Origin of the sequence: Streptomyces fulvoviolaceus (assembly GCF_000718165.1) — a bacterium.
GTDB classification, from domain to species: Bacteria; Actinomycetota; Actinomycetes; order Streptomycetales; family Streptomycetaceae; genus Streptomyces; species Streptomyces fulvoviolaceus.
In genome coordinates, this window is record NZ_JOEY01000018.1 from 103177 (window position 1) to 125131 (window position 21955).

The window sequence follows — 21955 nt, forward strand, 5'->3', positions numbered from 1 at the left end:
GGTGACTCGGTCCGGTTCTGGAATCGCCGACATCCTGCCCCTGTCGCCGCTGCAGGAAGGCCTGCTCTTCCACGCCCTGTTCGACGACGAGGGCGCCCCCGACCTCTACGCCGCCCAGCAGATCCTGGAGCTGGAGGGTCCACTCGACCCCGCCGCCGTACGCGCCGCCGGCCAGGCCCTGCTCGACCGGCATCCCAACCTGCGCGCCTGCTTCCGTCGCCGGGAGGCCGGAGCCCCCTTGCAGATCGTGCCCACGGACGTCGAACTCCCCTGGGCCGAGGCCGACTTGTCGACCCTCGGTGAGAGCGAGCGCGACAAGGAGTGGGAACGGCTGCTGGACGAGGAGCGCACCCGCCGCTTCGACCTCGCCAAGCCGCCGCTCCTGCGGTATCTGCTGGTCAAGTGGTCCCCGGACCGCTACCGCCTCCTCGTCACCAACCACCACATCCTGCTGGACGGCTGGTCGAAGCAGCTGCTCGTCCGCGAGTTCGGCGCCCTGTACACGGGCGAGCACCCGACCGCCCTGCCCCCGGCGCCCGCCTACCGCGACTACCTCACCTGGCTGGGAGGCCAGGACCGCGGCGCCGCGGAGGAGGCGTGGCGAGACGCCCTGTCCGAGGCGGGCGAGCCCACCCTGCTCGCTCCTGCCGGGACCGACGCGACGACCTTGCTGCCGCACGAACTCGTCGTCGAACTCCCCGAGCAGCTGACCGTCGCCGCCGACACCACGGCCCGGTCGCTCGGGATCACCCTCAACACCCTGGTCCAGGGCGCCTGGGGCGTGCTCCTGGGCCGGCTGACCGGCCGTACCGACGTCGTCTTCGGCCAGACGGTCAGCGTGCGTCCGCCCGAGCTGCCGAACGTCGCCTCGATGGTCGGCTTCTGCATCAACACCGTTCCGACGAGAGTGTGTTGGGATGAGGACGGCACCGTCGCCGACTTCCTCACCGCTCTCCAGGGCCGACAGACGGACCTGCTCCCGCACCAGCACCTGGGCCTCGCCGACATCCGGCGCGCCACCGGCACCGGCGAGCTCTTCGACACCCTGCTGGCCTTCGAGAACCACCCCGCGTCCACCTCGGCGGTCGCCGAGGTCACCCAGCTCACCGGCCGCGACGCCACCCACTACCCGCTCACCCTCGCCGTCCTGCCCGCCCACCGCCTGGCCCTGCGCCTCTCCTACCGGCCCGACCTGTACGACGAGACCGGCGCCCGCACCCTCCTGGACCGCTTCGCCGCGACCCTGGAGGCCCTGGTCGCGGACCCGCGGCGGCGCGTCCGCGAGGTGGAGGTGCTGCTGCCGGGAGAGCGGGAACGGTTCCTGACCGAGGCGAAGGGCACCCTCGGCGACGACGCCACCCTGCCCGAGCTGTTCGCCCGCCAGGCCTCCCGAACCCCCGACGCGACGGCCGTCGTACACGAGGGGAACCGGCTCACGTACGCCGAACTCGACGCGCGCGCCGACCGTCTGGCCCGGCTGCTCGCGGCACGGGGCGCCGGTCCCGAGCGGCTGGTGGCACTCGCGCTTCCCCGCTCGACGGAGCTGGTGGTGGCCGTGCTGGCCGTGCTCAAGTGCGGGGCGGCCTATGTGCCGATGGACCCCGACTACCCGGCGGACCGGCTCGCCTTCATGCTCGCCGACGCCGCCCCCGTGCTGCTGGTGACCACCAAGGACGTGGCACCCGCTTCGCACATCCCCGTGATCATGCTGGACGAGCCGCTGCCCGAGGCCCCGGAGCCGGTCGAGCCGCCGCACCTGACGGGCGATCACCTCGCCTACGTCATCTACACCTCCGGCTCCACCGGCCGCCCGAAGGGCGTCGAGGTCCCGCACCGCAACGTGGTCCGGCTCTTCGAGTCCACCCGCCACTGGTTCGACTTCGGGCCGGACGACGTGTGGACGCTGTTCCACTCCTACGCGTTCGACTTCTCCGTCTGGGAACTGTGGGGAGCCCTGCTGCACGGCGGCACGCTCGTGGTCGTGCCGTTCGCCGTCAGCCGGGAACCGGCGGACTTCCTGCGCCTGCTCGAGCGAGAGCGGGTCACGGTCCTGAACCAGACACCGTCGGCCTTCGGGGAACTGCTGCGCGCCGACGCGGAAACCCCGTGCGACCTCGCGCTGCGGTACGTCGTCTTCGGCGGCGAGGCTCTCGACCCGGCGCGGATCGCCGAGTGGTACACGCGCCACCCGCAGGACGCCCCCGTGCTCGTGAACATGTACGGGATCACCGAGACGACCGTCCACGTCACCGGACTGCCCCTGAGCGCGGGTCGGTCGAGCGGTGTCGGAGACCCCATCCCGGACCTGCGCGCCCACGTCCTCGACGCGGGCCTGCGCCTTGTGCCCCCGGGAGTGACCGGCGAGCTGTACGTGGCCGGTGCGGGGCTCGCTCGCGGCTACCTGGGCCGCCCGGGCCTGACGGCGGGGCGGTTCGTCGCGGACCCCCTCGGCGGTCCAGGCGAACGGATGTACCGGACCGGCGACTTGGTCCGCCGGTCGGAGGACGGCGGGCTGGAGTACGTCGGCCGGGCCGACGACCAGGTCAAGATCCGCGGCTTCCGCATCGAACTCGGCGAGATCGAGGCCGTGTTCGCCGCGCTCCCCGGGGTGGCCCGGGCCGCGGTCCTCGTGCGGGACGGACGGCTGGTCGCGTACGTCGTCCCGCGCGCCGAAGCCGAAGCCGGCACCGCCGCCCCGGCCACCCTGCGACAGCAGGCGGGTCGGGCGCTGCCGGACCACATGGTCCCCTCGGCCGTCGTCGTCCTGGACCGGCTGCCGCTGACCGCCAACGGCAAGCTGGACCGCGCCGCGCTGCCCGCACCCGCCGCCCCGACCGGCACGGGACGCGCCCCGCGAACCCCGCAGGAGGAGATCCTGTGCGGCCTGTTCGCGGACGTCCTCGGCCTCGACGCCCATCGCGTGGGCCCGGACGACGGCTTCTTCGAACTCGGCGGCGACTCCCTGCTCGCCATGCGTCTCGCCGACCGGATCCGGGCCGCGCTCGGCACCGCGCTGCCCGTGCGGGCGGTCTTCGAGGCCCCGACGCCGGCCGCCCTCGCCGCCCGGGCTCACCGTGGCGAGGAGGTACGGCGCCCCGAACTCACCCCGCTCGGCCGTCGCCCCGACCCGCTGCCGCTGTCCTACGCCCAGCAGCGCCTGTGGTTCATGAGCCGACTCGACGGCGGCAACACCGCCTACACCGTGCCCTGGGCGCTGCGCCTCACCGGGCCCCTCGATCGTGAGGCGCTCGAGGCGGCGCTGGCCGACGTCGTGACCCGCCACGCGCCGCTGCGCACGCTGCACCCGGACTTCCAGGGCACGCCCTATCAGCGGATCCTGGATCCGGGAGAGGGACGACCGGAGCTCCTCCTGATCCCGGCCACGGAGGCGGACCTGCCCGGCCTGCTCACCTCCGCCGCGCAGCACCGCTTCGACCTGGCCACCGAACTCCCCCTGCGCGTCACGCTCTACGAACTCGGCGCCGACACCCGTGTCCTCCTGCTGCTCGCCCACCACATCGCCGTGGACGGCTGGTCCATGACACCGCTGATGCGCGACCTGGAGACCGCCTATGCGGCGCGCACGGAGGGACGGGACCCGCAGTGGCCCGACCTCCCCGTGCAGTACGCGGACTTCGCCTGCTGGCAGCGTGACCTGCTGGACGAGGATGAGGAGCAGATCTCCTTCTGGCGCGAGGCGTTGAGCGGCGCCCCCGAAGAACTCCCGCTCCCGGCCGACCGCCCGAGGCCCGCCGAGCCCAGCGGACGCGGTGACCGTGCCGACGTCGCCCTCGACGCCGAACTGCACGCCGGGCTCGCCCACCTCGCCTCGTCCTCGCGCGTCACCCTCTTCATGGTGCTCCAGGCCGGCCTCGCCGCGCTCCTCACCCGACTCGGCTCCGGCACCGACGTCCCCATCGGCACCCCGGTCGCGGGCCGGACCGACGGCAGGCTCGACGAACTCGTCGGCTTCTTCGTCAACAGCCTCACCCTGCGCACCGACACCTCCGGCAATCCGACCTTCCGGGAACTCCTGCACAGGGTCAGGGAGTTCGACCTTGCCGCCTACGCCCACCAGGACGTGCCGTTCGACCTCCTCGTGGAGGCCGTCAGCCCCGAGCGGACCCTCGCCCGCCACCCCCTCTTCCAGGTGATGCTGGCCTTCACGGGCCACACCTCCGGCCCCGCCCTCGCTCTGTCGGGCCTGAGTGTGGTCAGGGAGCCCGTCGAGACCGGGACCGCCCGTTTCGAACTCTCCCTGTACCTCGCCGAACACCGCCACGACGACGGCTCGCCGGCCGGCATCGACGGCGTCGCCGAATTCAGCACCGACCTGTTCGACCCCGCCACCGCCGCACACCTCACCCGGCGACTCGTCCGCCTCCTCGCCGCGGCCGCCGCCGGCCCCGACACCCGCATCGGCGACCTCGACCTCCTCGACGACGACGAACGCCGGCAGCTCGGCGACTGGAACGCCACCGCCTCCGAGCCGCCGCCGGCCTCGCTCGCCGAACTGTTCCGCGAGCAGGTCCGTCGTACACCCCGGGCCCTCGCCCTCAACGACCTGTCGTACGCCGAACTCGACGCGCGCGCCGACCGGTTGGCCCGCGTTCTGGCCGGGCGGGGGATCGCGCCGGGCGACGTGGTGGCCGTACTGATGCCGCGTTCCGTGGACCGGATCGTGGCGGTTCTCGCGGTGGCCCTCGCCGGTGCCGCGTTCCTGCCGGTGGACCCCGGGCTGCCGCGTGAGCGGGTCGACCTCATGCTGGGTGACGCTCAACCGGCGTTTGTCCTGAGCGACTTGGCGATGGACGGAGCGCCCGGCGAGCTGCCGTTGGTGTACGACCCGCACCACGCCGCCTACGTCATCCACACCTCGGGCTCGACGGGCGTACCCAAGGGTGTCGTCGTCGAGAACCGGGGACTGGCCGCGCTCGCCCGGACGCAGATCGAGCGCTTCGGCCTCGACGCGGACTCCAGGGTGCTGCAGTTCTCGGCGCCCGGATTCGACGCGTCGGTGATGGAGCTGCTGATGGCGTTCGCCTCGGGCGGCACCCTGGTGGTGCCTGCGGAGTCAGGTCCGCTGGTGGGCGAGGACCTGCGAGAGGTGCTGACCGGCGGGGCGATCACCCACGCCCTGATCCCGCCCGCCGCCCTCGCGACGCTGCCCGACTGCGAACTCCCCGAACTGCGGACCCTGGTGGTGGGTGCCGAGGCCTGCCCCGGTGAGCTGGTGGCCCGGTGGGCGCCCGGCCGGCGGATGGCCAATGCCTACGGGCCCACCGAGTCGACGGTGTGCGCGACGATCAGCGTGCCGCTCTCCGGTGAGCAGGCGCCGCCCATCGGGCGACCCGTCGTCGGCACGCGGGCGCATGTGCTCGACGCCTGGCTGCGACCGGTCCCGCCCGGTGTGGTGGGCGAGCTGTACCTCGCCGGTGCCGGGCTTGCCCGCGGGTACCTCGGCCGGTCCGGTCTCACGGCCGGGCGCTTCGTGGCGGATCCCTACGGCGGTCCCGGTGAACGGATGTACCGGACCGGCGACTTGGTGCGCCGGTCCGCCGACGGCGAGCTGGAGTACGTCGGCCGGGCCGACGACCAGGTCAAGATCCGAGGGTTCCGTATCGAGCCCGGCGAGATCGAGGCCGTACTCGCCCGGCACCCGCAGGTCGTCCGGGCCGCCGTGGTCGTCCGCGAGGACGAGCCCGGGCAGCGGCGCCTCGTCGGGTACGTCGTGCCCGAGCCCGCCGACGTCCCCGACCCGGCGGACCTCAGGCGGCACGCGGAGGAGGCACTGCCGGACTACATGGTGCCGTCGGCGGTCGTCGTCCTCGACGCCCTGCCGCTGACCCCGCACGCCAAGCTCGACCGCAAGGCCCTGCCGGCCCCCGAGCTCGTCGCGGCCCCGGCCGGACGGGAACCCGCGACTGCCGCGGAGCGCATCCTCGCCGACCTCTTCAGCGATCTGCTGAAGCTCCCCGAAGTCGCCCTGGACCAGGGCTTCTTCGCACTCGGCGGGGACAGCATCTCCTCGATCCGGCTGGTGAGCCGGGCGGCCGAGGCCGGGGTGGTGATCAGTCCCCGGGACGTGTTCGAGCACCAGACCGTGGCCGGCCTCGCGGCAGTGGCCCGCGGTCCTGTGGGCGCGGCGAGGGCGGAGGACGACGGCGTCGGCACGGTCCCGCTCACGCCGGTGATGCGGTGGCTGCGGGAACGCGGTGGCCCGATCGACCGGCTCAGCCAGTCCGTGCTGCTGACGGTCCCGTCGGACGCCGACCTGCCCCGTCTCACCGCGGCGTTGCAGGCGCTGATCGACCACCACGACATGCTCAGGTCCCGGCTGACACCCGGAGGGGAACTGGAGGTCGGCCCCGTCGGCAGCATCCGCGCAGGCACGCTGACCGACCACCGCGAGGCACCGGACGACCTGCACGCCGCCGTCGCCGAGGAGTTCGACCGGGTCCTGGGTCTGCTGGACCCGGCAGCCGGGCAGATGGTCCGTGCCGTGTGGTTCGACGCCGGACCCCAGAATTCCGGACCCCAGAATTCCGGACCCCAGAATTCCGGACCCCAGCGCTCCGGCCGGCTGCTGCTCGTCGTCCACCACCTGGCCGTGGACGGAGTGTCCTGGCGCATCCTGGTGCCCGACCTGGAGGCGGCCTGGACGGCGGTCGCCCAGGGCCGCACGCCGAAGCTGCCGCCGGTCGGCACCTCGTTCCGCCGCTGGTCCGCGCTGCTGGGCGAGGAGGCCCGCAAGCCCGCACGGGTGGCGGAGGCCGAGCTGTGGCGCCGTATGGCCGCCGCCCCGCGCACCCCGATGGGCGCCCGCCCGCTCGACCCCGGCCTGGACACCGCGGCCGGCACCCGCTCCCTCCGCCTCACCCTGCCGCCCGAGACGACCGGCCCGCTCCTCACCACCGTCCCGTCCGCCTTCGGCACCGGCACGCAGGACGTCCTGCTCACCGGCCTCGCCCTGGCCGTCGCCGACCGGCAGGGCTCCGCGCACGTCCTCGTCGACGTCGAAGGGCACGGCCGCGAGGAGCTGACACCCGGGCTCGACCTGTCCCGCACCGTCGGCTGGTTCACCTCCCTCTACCCGGTCCACCTCGACCTGGACGGCATCGACGTGCGCGACGCGCTCGCCGCCGGACCTGCCGCCGAGACCGCGGCCCGACGGGTGGGCGAGCTGCTCCGCACCCTCCCGGACCACGGCATCGGGCACGGCCTCCTGCGCCACCTCAACCCCGACACCGCACCCGGCCTGGCCGAACCGCCCGCCCCCGAGCTCGGCTTCAACTACCTGGGCCGGTTCACCGCCCCGGGCAACGGCGGCGCGTGGACCTTCGCCCCCGAGTCGTCGGCGCTCGGCACCGGAACCGACCCCGGCCTCGCGGCCGCCCACGCCCTCGACCTCAACGCGGTCGTCCGCGACACCCCCACCGGCCCCGAGCTGGTCGCCGACTGGTCGTGGGCGGACGGCGTGCTCACCGAGCCGGAGGTACGCGAGCTGGCGGAGGCGTGGTTCGCCGCCTTGACCGCGCTCGCCTCCCGCGCAGACCACGCTGCGGCCGACGGGACAGCCGAACTGACGTTGACCGGGCTGTCCCCAGACGAACTCGACGAACTTGCAGAGGGCCTCGACGGCTAAGCGGACCGGGTGGAGGCGGCTGCGGAACCGCGCCCCGTAGGGGCGCGGGGAACTGCGCGACCAGCCCCCACCGGCCGGCAGCCAACGAACCGCACAACCAGCGGAGCGCCACGCACCCCAGAGAGACGGTGAGAACACCCCATGGCACAGCCCGCGCTGGCCGACGTCCTCCCCCTGACCCCACTCCAGGAGGGCCTGCTCTTCCACGCCCTGTACGAACACGAGGACGTCTATCTCGTCCAGCTCGTCTTCGAACTCGACGGCACCGTGGACGCCACCCGGCTCCGCGCCGCCGGACAGGCGCTGCTGGACCGGCACCCCAACCTGCGCGCGGCCTTCCGCCGACGCCGTGGCGGCGCACCGGTGCAGGTCGTCCCGCACCGGGCCACGCTGCCCTGGGCCGAGGCCGAGCTGACCGGGCCGGGCATCGACACCGAGGAGGAGTGGGCGCGTCTCCTGGACGAGGACCGGGACCGCGGCTTCGACCCGGCCACCCCACCGCTCATCCGGTTCACCCTGGCCCGCACGGGTGAGCGGCGGCACCGGCTGCTCGTCACCCACCATCACATCCTGCTCGACGGCTGGTCGGTCTCCGTCCTCGTGCGAGAACTCCTCGCGCTGTACGCGACCGGCGGCGACCCGGCCGCGCTCCCGCCCGCCCCGCCCTACCGTGCCTTCCTGGAGTGGCTGGGCCGACGGGACCGTACCGCCGCCGAAGCCGCCTGGCGGGACGCGCTGGACGGAGTGACCGAGCCGACCCGGCTGGCCGCCGCAGCCACCGATGACCGGGGTTCCGGCACGCTCGCACAGGCCCGGGCCGAGCTGTCGGCCGACACCGGTGCGGCCCTCACCGACCTGGCCCGGCGCCTGGGCGTCACGACGAACACCCTCGTCCAGACCGCCTGGGCGATCCTGCTCAGTCGTACGACGGGACAGAACGACGTCGTCTTCGGCGCCACCGTCTCCGGCCGGCCCGCCGAACTGCCCGGCGTCGAGTCGATGGTGGGCCTGTTCATCAACACCGTGCCCACACGCGTCCGGCTGCGCCAGGACGAGTCGCTGGGCGACCTCTTGCGACGGGTCCAGGAGGGGTACGTCACCCTCCTCGACCACCATCACCTCGGCCTCGCGGACATCCAGCGGGCTGCCTCTGTACCGGAACTCTTCGACACACTCGTCGTCTTCGAGAACTATCCCCTCGACTCGGCGGACTCGGCGAGTTCGGATGACGACGGCCTGCGCATCGTCGGGACGAGCGGCCGCGACGCCACCCACTATCCAGTGACACTGGTGGCGTTCCCCGGCCCTCGCCTCCGCTTCCGACTGGCTCACCGGCCCGACCTCTTCGACGCCGACTGGGCCGACGCCACGCTCGCCCGTCTCGTCAGCATCCTTGCGGACATCGCGGCCGACCCGAGCCAGCCGCTGGGCCGCCTCGGGCTCCTGGCATCGGCCGCACCCGCCGACGAGCGATGTCCGGCTCCGGCGGCCGGCACCCTCACCGAGCTGTGGGAGGAACAGGTCGCGGCCACTCCCGACGCCGGTGCCGTACTCGACCACGGCCGTGTCCTGACGTACCGCGAACTGGACGGCCGGGCCGAGCAGTTGGCCCGGCGGCTCACCGCTCTCGGCGCCGGACCCGAGCGGGTCGTCGGCATCGCGCTACCGCGCACGGCGGACCTGGTCGCCGCCGTCCTCGGCGTGCTGAAGTCCGGCGCCGCCTATCTGCCCCTCGACCCCGCCTACCCGGCCGACCGCCTCGCGTACATCGTCGACGACGCACGCCCGGTCGTCGTACTCGCCACCAGCGGCACGGCCACGGCGCTGCCCGCCGGGACACCCTTGATCACGCTCGACGACCTCGACGATGTGACGGCCAGCCAAAGAAAGCTGCACACAGCCGACTTGGACAACCTGGCCTGCGTCACCTACACCTCCGGCACCACCGGCCGCCCCAAGGGCGTGACAGCCACCCACCGCAACGCCGTCGAGTTCGTGACGTGGACGCACACCGCGCTCGGGCCCGAGCGGCTGGCCAAGGTGCTGTTCTCCACCTCGCTCAACTTCGACGTGTCGGTGTTCGAGATCTTCGCGCCGCTGCTGTGCGGGGGCCGGATCGAGATCGTCGAGAACCTGCTGGCCCTGACCGCCGACGGCCGCGACGACTGGGACGCGACCCTGGTCAGCGGGGTGCCGTCGGTCATGGCCACGGTCCTCGCCGACCGGGTGAACGTCCCCGCCCGCACCATCGCCCTGGGCGGCGAGCCCATCCCCGAGCAGCTTCTCGCCGACCTCCAGGCCGCCTTTCCGGGCGCGCGGATCGTCAACTTCTACGGCCCGACCGAGACGACCGTCTACGCCACCGCCTGGCAGTCCGACGTCGACCCGCACCCGAAGGACGGCCCGCCGCCCCTCGGCCGCACGCTCGCCCGCAACCGGCTCCACCTCCTCGACCAGGCCCTGCGGTCCGTGCCCGACGGAGTGACGGGCGAGGTGTACCTGGCGGGCGGCGGACCGGCCCGCGGCTATCTGGGCCGCCCCGGTCTGACCGGGCAGCGGTTTGTCGCCGACCCGTTCGGCGGGCCGGGGGAGCGGATGTACCGGACGGGCGACCTGGCCGTGCGCGACCCCGACGGACAGCTGCGCTTCCTCGGCCGGGTCGACCACCAGGTGAAGGTCCGCGGCTTCCGTATCGAACTCGGCGAGATCGAGGCCGTCCTGATGGAACATCAGGACGTCGCCAAGGCGGCCGCCGCCGTACACGGTGAGCAGAAGCTGGTCGCCTACGCGGTACCGGTCGCGGGCCGGACCGTCACGTCCGACGGCCTCCGCACCCACCTGGCCCGGACCCTGCCCGCCCACATGGTGCCCGCGGCGATCGTCGTCCTGGACGCGCTCCCGCTCACCGCCAGCGGCAAGCTGGACCGCAAGGCCCTGCCCGCTCCCGGGACACCGGCGCCCACGCGCAGCGCCCCGCGCACGGAGCAGGAGGTGCGGCTGCGCGCGATCGTCGCCGAGGTCCTGGGCCTCGCCCCGCACCTGGTGGGCGTGCACGACAGCTTCTTCGACCTCGGCGGCCACTCGCTGCTGGTGCCGGTGCTGACGTCCCGGTTCCGGACCGAGTTCGGCACCGATATGCCCGTGCGGTCGGTCTTCGCGCAGCCCACCGTGGCCGGGCTGGCCCCACGGGAGTGCGCCACCTCCGACTCCGGTACGGCGGCCCTGGACCCGGTGCTCCCGCTGCGCACCCGCGGCGACCGTGAGCCCCTGTTCTGCCTGCCGCCGGCCTCAGGCATGGCCTGGGGCTTCGCCGGACTGACCCGTCACCTCGACGCCGAACGGCCGCTGTACGGACTGCAGTCCCGCGGCCTGGTGCCGGGGGAGCGACTGTCGGGCAGTCTCGCGGAGACGGTCGCCGAGCACACGGCCCGGATCCGCGAGGTCCAGCCGCAGGGGCCGTACCACCTCCTCGGCTACTCCATGGGCGGACTGGTCGCCCACGGCGTCGCCACCACGCTCCAGGCTGCGGGGGAGGAGGTCGCCCTGCTCGCCGTACTGGACTCCTTCCCCGGCGCGTGGACGAGCCAGGGGCCGAGCCCGACCGACAGAGCGGCCGTGCTGCGCAGTCTGCTGGCGATCCTCGGACGCCCGGCAACGGAGGGGGAGTTGACCGACGCCCGGTTCACGGAACTGGTGCGCAGCGTGCCCGACCTGCCCGGCAGCCTGGACGACGCCGAACTCGCCGCCCTGGTCGAGGTGACGGCCAACAACCGGCGCCTGCTCACGGAGTTCGCCCCCGCGCCGTACCGCGGCGACCTGCTGATCTTCACCGCCGCCCATGATCCGGACGCGCACCCGGACCGGCACGGCTCCTGGCAGCCGTACGTCACCGGCCGCGTCGACCCCCACGACATCCCCTGCACCCACGGGGAGATGACCCGGCCCGGACCGCTGGAGCGGATCGGCCCCGTACTCGACGAACGACTCCGCGCCAACGCATCACACAGGAGGAACCCCGCATGACCACCAACCCCTTCGACGACGACACCCTCGAGCACTACGTCCTGGCGAACGAGGAAGGCCAGCACTCGCTGTGGCCCGCCTTCGCCGAGGTCCCCGCCGGCTGGACGGTCGTCCACGGCCGGGCGAGCCGTCAGTCCTGCGTGGACTACGTCGACGCGCACTGGACCGACATGCGCCCGAAGAGCCTGATCCGGGCCATGGGCGAGTAGCTGACTCCGAGTTGCCTCTGAAAGGGAACGGAATGACCACGCGGCGGACGATCGCTCCGGAAGAGCTCGACACGTTGAACCTGGCCGACCCGCGCCTCCACGCGGAGAGCGATCTGTCCGCCGTATGGCGCCACTTGAGGGAGCACGAGCCGGTCCACTGGAACCCGGCCACCGGCACCGCCCCCGGATTCTGGGTGGTGACCCGGCACGCCGACGTCACCTCCGTGTACCGCGACAACACGGCCTTCACCTCCGAGGGCGGCAACGTCCTGGAGACCCTGCTCGCCGGCGGCGACTCCGCGGCCGGCCGCATGCTCGCGATCACCGACGGGGCACGGCACCGGGAACTGCGCCGCATCCTGCTGCACGCGTTCTCGCCGCGCGCCCTGGAGCCGATCGTCGAGAGCGTGCGGAACACGGTGACCCGGCTGCTGCGGGACGCGATCGAGAAGGGCAGCTGCGACTTCGCCGCCGACGTGGCCTCGGGCATCCCGCTCGGTGCCATCTGCGACCTGCTCGGCGTGCCCGACGGCGACCGGGCCCATGTGCTCAGCCTGACCTCGTCGGCGCTGGGTTCGCACGACGCCGACAGTACGGCGGCCGACGCGTGGATCGCCAAGAGCGAGATCCTGCTCTACTTCGCGGGGCTCGCCCGTGACCGGCGTGAGGGCGGCCACGCGGATGTCATCGCGCTCCTGGCGGGCAGCAAGGTGGACGGGCTGCCGCTGGACGACGACGAGATCATGCTCAACTGCTACAGCCTCATCCTCGGCGGCGACGAGACCGCCCGGCTGTCCATGATCGGCGCCGCCCTCGCCCTCCTGGACCACCCCGAGCAGTGGGAGGCGCTCCGGCGCGGCGACGCCGGGATCGACACGGCGGTCGAGGAGATGCTCCGCTGGACGACCCCCGCACTGCACTCGGGCCGCACCGCTACCGCCGATACCGAGATCGGCGGTCGGCGGATCCGCGCGGGAGACATCGTCACCATCTGGAACGCCTCCGCCAACCGCGACGAACGGGTCTTCGACGCCCCGGAGTCGCTGCTTCTGGACCGCGTCCCCAACAAGCACATCACCTTCGCCTACGGCCCGCACTTCTGTCTCGGTGCCTACCTGGCCCGGGCGGAGATCGGGGCCGTCCTCGCCGGACTGCGCGACCTGGTCGCGGAGATGGAACAGACGGGCCCGGCGAAGCCCGTCTACTCCAACTTCCTCAGCGGTCTCAGCTCACTGCCGTTGGCGCTGAAGGGCGCGTGAGCGCGTTGAGGGCGTCCAGCAGATGAGGGCTCGCCGGTGAGCCCTCGTCGGCCGGGCCAGGGGTGCGGTGGAGCTCGCCGTCGATGATCTCGTAGTGGCCGATGGCCTGCAGGGGCGGCGAGTAGACGTGGATGGTGACGGCGCCGGCGTCGTGGTCCATGCGGTGGATGCCGGAGCCGGGGAAGGAGAAGGACTCGCCGGGCCCGTACCGGCGGGCGCGGCGCGGGCCGGCCACCGGCAACCCCTCCTGCCAGGCCGTGCCTTCGATGACGTGGACGCCGACACAGGAACCCTGGTGGTCGTGGTAGCCGGTATCACGGGACTCCCACCAAGTGTTCAGCCACGCCTCGGAGTTCTCGTTCCGCCAGAGCAGCAGATACGAGCCGGGGCCGGAGCGGTCGAGTGCGGCCGTGTCGACGAAGGCCGCCGCACGGCGGGCCCGCTCCGCACACTCGACCGGCAGGAACGGGCGGTCGGACACGCCGAGTTCGGCGAGGGCGGTGGCGTTTGTCGGGTTCATGGTCATCTTTCTCGTCCGATCCGCTGATCCACTGATCCGCTAGGGAAGTTCGTCGCCGGCGAGCCAGTCCTCCAGCGTGTCGAGGTCGCCGTCCGGCGCCTCGCCCGCGCCGACGAAAGGCACCGATCGCCGGGTCGCCGCGTGGGCACGTCGAGTTCCGTCGCCCAACTCGCCTACGTGTCCGCGCAGATCGACCGCCTGGGCGCCGCACATCAGCTCGACGGCGGCCAACCGCAGTGCCAGGCCCGCCATTTCATGCAGGCGGCGGGCCGCGGTGGGCGCCATGGTGATGCGGTCCTCGATACCGGCCGCGATGGCGCTCGTGGGCTGTTCCAGGGTGACGGGCTGCGCGAGGAGGCGTGCCTCGCCGGCCAGACTCGCCGCGCCGTTGGCGACGATCGCCAGGCCGTCGTCGGGGGTGGTGGGATCGGCGCGGAGCCCGGTCGGCAGGCCGGTGAAGGCCGTGTCCAGCAGCTTCTGCACCCGCTCGCCCGCGATCGTGACCGCCTGCGCGAGTCCGAGCCGTGCGTAGTCGAGCGCGATCGCGACCGGGGCGATGTCGTGGTTGCCGGTCGAGATGGCGCGGTCCTCGTCGATGAGCGTGATCGGGCTGTCGCCGGAGGAGGCGAGTTCGACCTGGACCGCGCCGGCGCAGTGCGCGAGCGCCTGGCGGGCCGCACCGTGGGTCTGCGGCACCACCTTGAAGGCGAGGGGATCCTGGAGGGCGCGGGCCGGTCTGGCGCCGGTCAGGAGGGCCCCGCCCGACAGCAGTGCGCGCAGGCGGCCGATCGTCTCGTGGGCACCCGAGTGCGGGCGCACTCCGGCGACGGCCGGGTGGATGGCGTCGACGTTTCCCGTCAGGCCCTCCAGCGAGAGCGCCGCCGCCACGTCGAGGGCCCGGACGGCCCGGGTCGCGCGCTCCAGGGCGAGGCAGGCGATCCCGACCGAGAACGCGTTGCTGTTGACGACGGCACCCGCCTCGCGCGGGCCGAGGTCGATCGGTGTGTAGCCGCGTGCGACCAGTGCCGCGCCGTCGTCACCGTGACCGATGAGCGCCAGCCCGATCTCGGCCAGCTGGCTCAGGTCGGCCTGTCCGATCGAACCGAGCAGGTGGACACGCGGCGTCACGTCGGTGTCGAGGGCCCGGCAGTACGCGTCGGCGACCTCGGCCCGCACGCCCGCCACGCCCACGGTGAGCCCCGCGGCCCGTACGACCATGGCGGCCCGGACGAACTCCGCGGGCGCGAGCTGCCCATGGCCCACGCGGTGCGCGCGCAACAGGAGGGGCTGGAAGGCGGCCTGCCGGTCGGCCGATATCGCCGTGGTCTTGATCGCGCCGACACCGGTGTTGAGCCCGTACACGGAGTCACCGCGGCTCAGCATCTTCTCAAGTGCGGTGCGCGAGAGGCGCATTCGGTCGCGCGCGGCGGGGCCGAGCACGACACGGCGGCCACGGGCCACCGCCACCACGTCGGTCGGCAGCAGGGGACGGTCGCCCAGGACGAGCGCGTCCTCGTCCGGTGCGGCGACGGCCGCCAGAGGCTCGGCGAGAGACGTCATGCCCGCGCCTCCGCCAGCAGGGCCAGCACCGCGTCCCGCCGCGATGTGAATTCCCGTACGGCGTCGGGCGGATGGTCGCCCAGCAGCCCCCGGCCGCCCTTCATGCCGGTCGCACCACTGCGCCGCGTTTCCCGCAGCAGCGCCGGTACCTCGGTCGCGCGGGAAAGCAGGGGGAACAGTCGCTCGGCCACGGCTTGATGGACGTCCAGTCCCGCCGCGTCCATCGAAGCGAACGGGCCGATCGCCGCCCAGCGCGCCCCGAGCCCGGCCACGACGGCCCGGTCGACGTCCGCCACCCCGCAGACACCCTCCTCGACCAGCGCGTACGCCTCGCGCAGCAATGCGTACTGCAGGCGGTTGGCCACGAAACCCGGGTGGTCGCGGCGGAGCGTGACCGGCTCCTTGCCGATCGCCCGCGAGAGGGAGGCGAGCCGTTCCAGGGTGTCCGGCGCCGTGCGCGGTCCGCCCGTCACCTCGACGAGCGGCACGAGTTCGGCGGGGTTGAACCAGTGCCAGCCCGCGAAGAGTTCGGGACGCTTCAGGCCCTCGGCGAGATCCGCCAGCCGGAGCGAGGAGGTGTTGGTCGCCACGATCCCGTCCTCGGCGACCAGTGTCTCGGCCCGGGCCAGCACGGCACCCTTCGCGTCCGCGTCCTCGGCGACCGACTCCACGGCCAGCGCGAACGGACCGGGCGCGTCACCGACGACCACGGTCACCGGCCGCACGGATCCGACGAGTTGTCCCACCCGCCTGCCGATCTCGTCCCGGGTCGGCGCGGCCGCTTCCCGCCGCCGTACGAGGACGACCGTCTCGATGTCCGCGGCGGCGAGACGGGCGGCGATGCCGGTGGCCATCGCGCCGCCGCCGATGACCAGCACACGATCCAAGGTCACGCTCACCCCCAGAATCTCTGCTCGTCGAGGTGGGCGAGGAGGATCTCGCCGGCGCCGCGGACGTGGTCGCGCATCACCGTGCGCGCGGTGTCCGGGGTGCGGGCGCGCAGCGCGGCGGCGATGGCCTGGTGCTCGTGCACGTTCATGGTGGTCAGAGCCGTCTCGTCATGGGCGATGACCCGCCAGACCAGGTCGCGGGGGAAGACGTGCAGGAGCCCCTGGACGGACTCGGTCAGGCGCCCGTTGCCGGCGGATCGGTGGATCAGGTCGTGGAAGGCGGTGTTCGCGTCGGTCACGGCCGCGTCGAGTTCCGCGTCGTCGATGCGCCCGGCCGCCGCGACGGCTTCCGTGAGCCGTTCCTGTGTCCGCTCCAGTTCGTCCAGGTCCTCGGCGGAGGCGCGCTCGCACGCCAGCGCGCACGCGAACCCCTCCATCTCGGCGCGGAGTTCGTAGACCTCGACGAGTTCCGCCCGGGACGGGGTGCGCACCGTGGCGCCCCGGTTGGGAGCCAGTTCGACCAGGTTGAGGGCCTGCAACTGCCGCAGTGCCTCCCGGATGGGCGTCCGGCTGACGCCGAACCGCGCTGCCAGCTCCTCGTGTTGGAGGCGGGCGCCGAACGGCAGCTTCCCGTCGAGGATGTCGGCGCGCAGCCGGTAGGCGATCTGGTCGGCGAGGCTCGTGACGGCGAGCGTCTCAGGGGGAGTTGGAGCGGAGGACGGTGGCGGGCACATGCCCGGATACTAGATTGGATCCATGGATCCAATCAATGGCAGGCTTGGTGCACCGGCGCCCACGGGTGCCGAACTCCGCTGTCGTGGCTGGGAGCAGGAGGGCGTCCTGCGCTGCTTCCTCAACACCCTCGACCCCGCCGTCGCCGAGGACTCCGCCCGCCTCGTCGTCTACGGCGGGCGCGGCCGGGCGGCCCGCTCCTGGGAGGCGTACGACGCGATCGTCGCCGCCCTCGAACGGCTCGGCCCCGACGAGACGTTGCTGGTCCAGTCGGGCAAACCGGTGGCCGTGCTGCCGACGCACCCGGACGCGCCGCGCGTGCTGATCTCGACCGCGATGGTCGTGTCGGCCTGGTCGGACGAGGCGGAGTTCCGTCGCCTCGAAGACGCCGGACTCACCATGTACGGGCAGATGACAGCCGCCGCCTGGTTCTACATCGGCACCCAGGGCGTTCTCGGCTTCACCCACGAGACCCTCTCCGCCATCGCCCGCCGCCACTTCGACGGCACCCTCACCGGTCGGCGGGTGGTCACGGCCGGACTCGGCGGAATGGGCGGGGCGCAGGGCCTGGCCATCGCCAACCTCGGCGGTCGCGGCCTGATCGTCGAGGCCGACCCCGAGCGCGCGCGGCGCAGACTCGACGCGGGCTGGGTCGACCGCATCGCGCCCGACTACACGGCGGCGGTCGCCGACCTCACCGCCTCGGCCGCCCCCGCCGCCATCGCCCTCGTCGGCAACATCGCCGAGATCCTGCCCCGGCTGGTGGCCGACCGGGTCGCCGTGGACATAGCGACGGACCAGACGGCGGCGCACGACCTCGACCACGGATACGTGCCCATCGGATACAAGCCGGATCAGTCACGCACTCCCGATCCCGCCTACCGTGCGGCTGTAGAGGCTTCACTGCGCGCACACGCCGAAGCGCTGCTGGCCCTGCGCGAGCGCGGCTCGGTCGTCTTCGAGTACGGCAACAGCCTGCGCGCCCAGGCGGTGGCGGCCGGAGCCGCCCGAGCCGCCGAACTCCCCGGATTCGTGGCCGAGTACGTACGCCCGATCTTCGCGCGCGGGGTGGGGCCGTACCGCTGGGTGTGCCTGAGCGGGGACCCCGAAGACCTGCGCCGCAGCGAGGACGCCGTGCTCGAAGTCGTCCAATCGCCGTCCCTGGAGCGGTGGTTCAAGCTCGCCCGCGCCCGGGTCGCCCCGCAGGGGCTGCCGGCTCGCATCTGCTGGCTCGGCCTCGGGGAGCGGCACGAGGTCGGTCTGCGCCTCAACGACCTTGTCCGGCGCGGAGAGATCGGCCCGCTGGCGCTCGGCCGGGACCACATGGACCCCGCCGCCGTCGCCTCACCCTCCCGGGAGACCGAGGGGATGCTCGACGGCAGCGACGCGATCGCCGACTGGCCCGTCCTGGCCGCGCTGCTCAACGCGGCGCAGGGCGCGACCTGGGTGTCCGTCGGCAACGGCGGCGGTGTCGGTGTGGGCCGCAGCATCCACACCGGAATCACCGTGGTCGCCGACGGCAGCGAGCTGGCGGAACGCAAGATCCGCCGGGTGTTCTGGACCGACCCCGCGCTGGGCGTGGCCCGCTACGCGGACGCCGGGTACGACGAGGCCGCCGAGAAGGCCCGGGAGGCGGGACTCGATCTCGGCACTCCGGGCACGTTGGGCATCAGCCCTTCCCCGTGAGCAGTCGCCGCGGATTGGCGATGCGGAAGGCATGCGCCGCGGCTCCGCCCAGACCGAAGCCGGGGTACTGAGGAGGCTCGGCGTAGGGGCGGTCCGAGCCCTGGACGACGGCGCCCACACCGAGGGCACGGACGACCGCGTCGACAGCGGTCGGACCGTACGAGGACGTCTCGACGAACACGTCCGGGTCCACCCCGGCACTGCTCCCGTCGCCCCGCGCGGCGAACCGCTCCCCGTGCAGCGGGGCGAGCCCGGCCAGCAGTGCGAAGCACACCCGCAGCCGTGGGTGGCGCGGCCGGCCGAAGGCCCGGAAGGCGAACCAGGCGGCGTGCATCTGCTGGACGTAGGGGACCATTGCGGGCCACCAGCCGGGTCCCCCGGAAGCGCCGGGCGCGGGTCCCGGGTGGACGAACAGCGGGAGGTCGCGCTGTTCGAGGAGGTCGAGCAGCGGGGCGCAGTGCGCGTAACCGGCCGCGTCGGCAAGGGCGTTGGCCGGGAGCTGGAGACCGACGAAGCCCTGGTCGAGTACGGCGGCCGTCGCCTTGGCGTCGATGTCCCTGACGCAGGCGGCGGCCCAGGCCCCGAACGGCTCGGGGAGCGAGGCCGAGCCCTCGTGGTAGGCGTCGAGCAGGGGCTGTGCCTCGCTCGCGGGCAGCCACTCGACGCCGATCGGGGCGGACAGCGAGACGAGCGCCCGGCCGAGGCCGTCGGTGGCGGCGAGGTGCGCACGCCCTGCGATGTCGTGGTCGGCGGGCGGGACGTCGTAGGGCGGCTCGCCGTCCAGATGCAGGGTCCAGCCGTCCAGGTACGGCGGTTCGCGGCGGGAGCGCAAGGCCGCCACCAGCGAAGGGCTCCACAGATGCTGGTGTACGTCGACATTGGTCATGACGCTCCTCCCGCCCGGGCACGCAGTGTGCCCCGGACATCGTCGGACCCCAGGATGTCGTGGCCGACCGCCTCCACGTCCACCCCGCAGGGCCGGTCGTCGTCCAGGCGGGCCACGATCTTCCGGATCGCGCGGTGCAGGAACTCCGGTCCCCGCCCCAGGGTGGACGGCGCCGCCAGATCCACCGCCTGCGCGGCCACCACGGCCTCCACGGCGAGGAGTTGGCGCAGCCGGACGAGCAACGTGGACAGCCGCCGTGCCCCGAGTGCCGCGTTGGTCGAGTCGTCCTCGACGGCGTGTGCGCCGTGGCGGGGGTCGGTGCTCACCGGGACGGACAGCATGCGGATCTCGGCGACCAGGGCCTGCGCCGTCTTGGTCAGCGGCGCGAAGCCCGAGCGCTCCGGACCGTACGGCGAGAGGTTCGCGGGCAGTCCGCTGACGGTCGGGTCGAGCAGTCGTCGCATGCGCTCGGCGGAGATCGACGCGGTCTGCGTCAGAGCCAGCGCGAGGGTGTCGAAGGCGAGAGCGAGGGCCGGGGTGTGGAAGTTGCCGGACGAGAGGATCTCGCCGCTGTCGGGCAGGACGACCGGGTTGTCGCCGCAGCCGTTCAGCTCCGGAGCCAGCGCGGAGTCGGCGAAGTCCAGGGCCGCGTACGCGGCGCCGTGCACCTGGGCGGCGCAGCGCAGGCTGAGGGGGTCCTGAACCCGCCGTGCGTTGCGGGGGTCGCCCAGCTCACCCCCTTCCAGCAGGGCGAGCAACTCGCTCGCCGCGCGGGCCTGACCGGGAGCGGGGCGCAGGTCCAGCACCCGGGGGTCGAGCGGGCTCGTGTTCGCCCGGAAGCCCTCGTAGGTCAGCGCGGTGACCGCCTGGGCCAGCGTCAGGACGGCGGCCGCCTCGTGCAGGGCGAGAGCACCCTGTCCGGCGGCCAACGGGCTCGCGCTGCACAGCACGTGCCCGTCCTTCGGGCCCAGTTCGGCCGGAATGAGGCCCGCCCGGCGCAGTGCCGTGGCGCCGTCGAGCACCTCGCCGCCGTACTCGGCGCTTCCCTCCCCGATGACGACGAGGCCGACATGGGCCATCTGGACCAGATCGGCGGCGCCGATCGATCCCACCTCGGGGATCACGGGATGGACCCCGGCGTCGAGCATGCCGACGAGCAGCTCCAGGATCTCCGGCCGTACCCCGCTGCCCCCGCCCGCGATGCCGTTGGCACGGGCGAGGAGAGCGGCGCGTACGACGGGGACCGGCAGCGGATCGCCGACCGCGTCGGCCCGTCCCCGGACCGTGCGGACGCTGAACAGCTCGAGTTCGTCGCGTGGCAGGGCGAACGACGCGCGGGTGCCGAGCCCCGTCGTCAGGCCGTACGTGGGCACCTGGCGGTCGACGATGTCGTCGACGACGGCGCGGTCGCGTGCCAGTCGGGGGAGTACCTCGTCCGCGAGGACGATGTGTGCGCCATGGTGGGCGACGGCGACGACATCGTCGTAGGACAACGTTCTCCCGTCGACGACGACCCCCGTCATGAGAACCGCAGCTTCTGGCCGAGACCGCGCTCTTCGGCCTTCTTCAGCATGGCGGCGCCCAGGGCGATGTCGGAGAGGGAGAGGCCGCGGTGCCAGAACAGGTTGGTCTCGTCGGCGCTCTCCCGGCCGGGCTTGCGGCCTGCGACGATCTCGCCCAGCTCGCCGTGCAGAGTGGACTTGTCGAGCCTTCCGGAGTCGACGTGGGCGCGCAGGGCGCCGAACGGCCCCGCGTGGGCCTGGCCCCAGTCGTCGACGACGATCTTGTCCATGATGTCGGTGAGGGAGAGCTCGACCGCGCTGTTGGTTCCGTAGGGCACGACCAGGGATCCGGGGGCGATCCACTCGGTCTTCAGGAGCGGCTCCGGGCGTTCGAGGCGGGACGCCTCCACCACGATGTCCGCGCCCTGGACGCAGGTCTTCCAGTCGTCGGTCACGATCACGGGCTTGCCGAGGTCCCGTTCCAGCCGTTCGGCGAAGGCCTCGCGGCTCTCGGGGCGGCGCGAGTGGACGCGGATCTCGCTGAGGTCGAAGATCCGGTCGAGGAGGCGGACGTTCCAGTACGAGGTGGCGCGGGCGCCGATGTGTCCGAGCACCTTGGCGTCCGGGCGGGCCAGGTGGCGAGCCCCGAGCGCGGTGAGGGCGCCGGTGCGCATCTCGGTGATGGCGGTGGCGTCGAGCACGGCCACCGGCATGCCGGTGCGGGGGTCGAAGAGGTTGAGCAGCGCCATCTCGGAGGGCAGGCCCTGCCGGTAGTTGTCGACGTAGTCGCCCACGATCTTGACACCGGCCAGGGCGAGCGGGGCGACATAGCCGCGCAGGACGTTGAAGTGTCCGTTGAAGGCGGGGTCGGGCGTGAGGTGGACGCGCGGTTCGACGACCGTCTCGCCGAGGCCCTGGGCGCGCAGCCCGGCCTCGACGGCGTCGAGTATCTCGGTGTCGGTCAGCTCGAGCTGTTCGATGTCCGAGCCGTTCAGGAAGGTGAACCGGACCGGTTCCATGGGGCGTCTCCCTACGTCTGAGCT

General features: G+C 73.1%; 12 protein-coding genes. 5 read left to right on the top strand and 7 right to left on the bottom strand.

What is annotated here, in order from left to right:
• The first annotated feature begins 1 nt into the window (after position 1).
• The 4 genes from IG08_RS56430 (at position 2) to IG08_RS0120680 (ending at position 13136) form a co-directional block, all read left to right on the top strand.
• Positions 2 to 7645, top strand: coding sequence for a non-ribosomal peptide synthetase (locus IG08_RS56430; protein WP_030604385.1), 7644 nt, complete (start codon positions 2 to 4; stop codon positions 7643 to 7645).
• A 141-nt stretch (positions 7646 to 7786) separates the two neighbouring features.
• The gene (locus IG08_RS0120670) at positions 7787 to 11668 is read left to right on the top strand and encodes a non-ribosomal peptide synthetase (RefSeq protein WP_030604389.1); all 3882 of its coding nucleotides are present in this window, start codon (positions 7787 to 7789) and stop codon (positions 11666 to 11668) included.
• A complete protein-coding gene (locus IG08_RS0120675; RefSeq protein ID WP_030604398.1) occupies positions 11665 to 11877 on the top strand; it encodes an MbtH family protein in 213 nt (70 codons plus the stop codon). The genes IG08_RS0120670 and IG08_RS0120675 overlap by 4 nt, the downstream gene beginning before the upstream one ends.
• A 32-nt stretch (positions 11878 to 11909) precedes the next feature.
• Complete coding sequence (locus IG08_RS0120680; RefSeq protein WP_030604400.1) at positions 11910 to 13136, top strand: cytochrome P450; 1227 nt, start codon at positions 11910 to 11912, stop codon at positions 13134 to 13136.
• Here IG08_RS0120680 and IG08_RS55895 read toward each other — a convergent pair.
• Genes IG08_RS55895 through IG08_RS0120700 form a run of 4 tightly spaced genes read right to left on the bottom strand, consistent with a single transcriptional unit; the run spans position 13102 to position 16840 of the window.
• A complete protein-coding gene (locus IG08_RS55895) occupies positions 13102 to 13656 on the bottom strand; it encodes a cupin domain-containing protein (protein ID WP_158812263.1) in 555 nt (184 codons plus the stop codon). The two genes, IG08_RS0120680 and IG08_RS55895, sit on opposite strands and share 35 nt — an antisense overlap.
• 39 nt (positions 13657 to 13695) lie before the next feature.
• On the bottom strand, positions 13696 to 15216 hold the full coding sequence (locus tag IG08_RS0120690; RefSeq protein ID WP_030604406.1) for an HAL/PAL/TAL family ammonia-lyase: 1521 nt from the start codon (positions 15214 to 15216) through the stop codon (positions 13696 to 13698).
• Positions 15213 to 16109 (bottom strand): 3-hydroxyacyl-CoA dehydrogenase family protein, encoded by an 897-nt coding sequence (locus IG08_RS0120695; protein ID WP_052424804.1) that lies wholly within the window; start codon positions 16107 to 16109, stop codon positions 15213 to 15215. Before IG08_RS0120695 ends, IG08_RS0120690 begins: the two co-directional genes overlap by 4 nt.
• A gap of 2 nt (positions 16110 to 16111) precedes the next feature.
• Positions 16112 to 16840, bottom strand: a complete 729-nt coding sequence (locus tag IG08_RS0120700; RefSeq protein ID WP_052424805.1) for a GntR family transcriptional regulator — start codon at positions 16838 to 16840, stop codon at positions 16112 to 16114.
• Between the two features lie 22 nt (positions 16841 to 16862).
• On the opposite strand from IG08_RS0120700, the gene IG08_RS0120705 reads away from it, so the two are divergent.
• Positions 16863 to 18524 (top strand): urocanate hydratase, encoded by a 1662-nt coding sequence (locus tag IG08_RS0120705; protein ID WP_030604413.1) that lies wholly within the window; start codon positions 16863 to 16865, stop codon positions 18522 to 18524.
• On the opposite strand, the gene IG08_RS0120710 is transcribed toward IG08_RS0120705, so the two are convergent.
• The 3 genes from IG08_RS0120710 to IG08_RS0120720 are packed head-to-tail and all read right to left on the bottom strand — an operon-like array spanning position 18508 to position 21931.
• Complete coding sequence (locus tag IG08_RS0120710; RefSeq protein WP_030604416.1) at positions 18508 to 19410, bottom strand: amidohydrolase family protein; 903 nt, start codon at positions 19408 to 19410, stop codon at positions 18508 to 18510. The two genes, IG08_RS0120705 and IG08_RS0120710, sit on opposite strands and share 17 nt — an antisense overlap.
• Complete coding sequence (locus tag IG08_RS0120715; RefSeq protein WP_030604419.1) at positions 19407 to 20933, bottom strand: HAL/PAL/TAL family ammonia-lyase; 1527 nt, start codon at positions 20931 to 20933, stop codon at positions 19407 to 19409. The genes IG08_RS0120710 and IG08_RS0120715 overlap by 4 nt, the downstream gene beginning before the upstream one ends.
• Complete coding sequence (locus IG08_RS0120720; RefSeq protein ID WP_030604421.1) at positions 20930 to 21931, bottom strand: ornithine cyclodeaminase family protein; 1002 nt, start codon at positions 21929 to 21931, stop codon at positions 20930 to 20932. Before IG08_RS0120720 ends, IG08_RS0120715 begins: the two co-directional genes overlap by 4 nt.
• Positions 21932 to 21955 lie beyond the last annotated feature (24 nt).

Bases quoted from the DNA above. Each gene is read 5' to 3' on its own strand.
- IG08_RS0120690 (WP_030604406.1), bottom strand. From the start codon at position 15,216: ATGACGTCTCTCGCCGAGCCTCTGGCGGCCGTCGCCGCACCGGACGAG.
- IG08_RS0120715 (WP_030604419.1), bottom strand. From the start codon at position 20,933: ATGACGGGGGTCGTCGTCGACGGGAGAACGTTGTCCTACGACGATGTC.
- IG08_RS0120680 (WP_030604400.1), top strand. From the start codon at position 11,910: ATGACCACGCGGCGGACGATCGCTCCGGAAGAGCTCGACACGTTGAAC.
- IG08_RS0120720 (WP_030604421.1), bottom strand. From the start codon at position 21,931: ATGGAACCGGTCCGGTTCACCTTCCTGAACGGCTCGGACATCGAACAG.
- IG08_RS0120705 (WP_030604413.1), top strand. From the start codon at position 16,863: ATGGATCCAATCAATGGCAGGCTTGGTGCACCGGCGCCCACGGGTGCC.
- IG08_RS55895 (WP_158812263.1), bottom strand. From the start codon at position 13,656: ATGAACCCGACAAACGCCACCGCCCTCGCCGAACTCGGCGTGTCCGAC.
- IG08_RS0120675 (WP_030604398.1), top strand. From the start codon at position 11,665: ATGACCACCAACCCCTTCGACGACGACACCCTCGAGCACTACGTCCTG.
- IG08_RS0120670 (WP_030604389.1), top strand. From the start codon at position 7,787: ATGGCACAGCCCGCGCTGGCCGACGTCCTCCCCCTGACCCCACTCCAG.
- IG08_RS0120710 (WP_030604416.1), bottom strand. From the start codon at position 19,410: ATGACCAATGTCGACGTACACCAGCATCTGTGGAGCCCTTCGCTGGTG.
- IG08_RS0120700 (WP_052424805.1), bottom strand. From the start codon at position 16,840: ATGTGCCCGCCACCGTCCTCCGCTCCAACTCCCCCTGAGACGCTCGCC.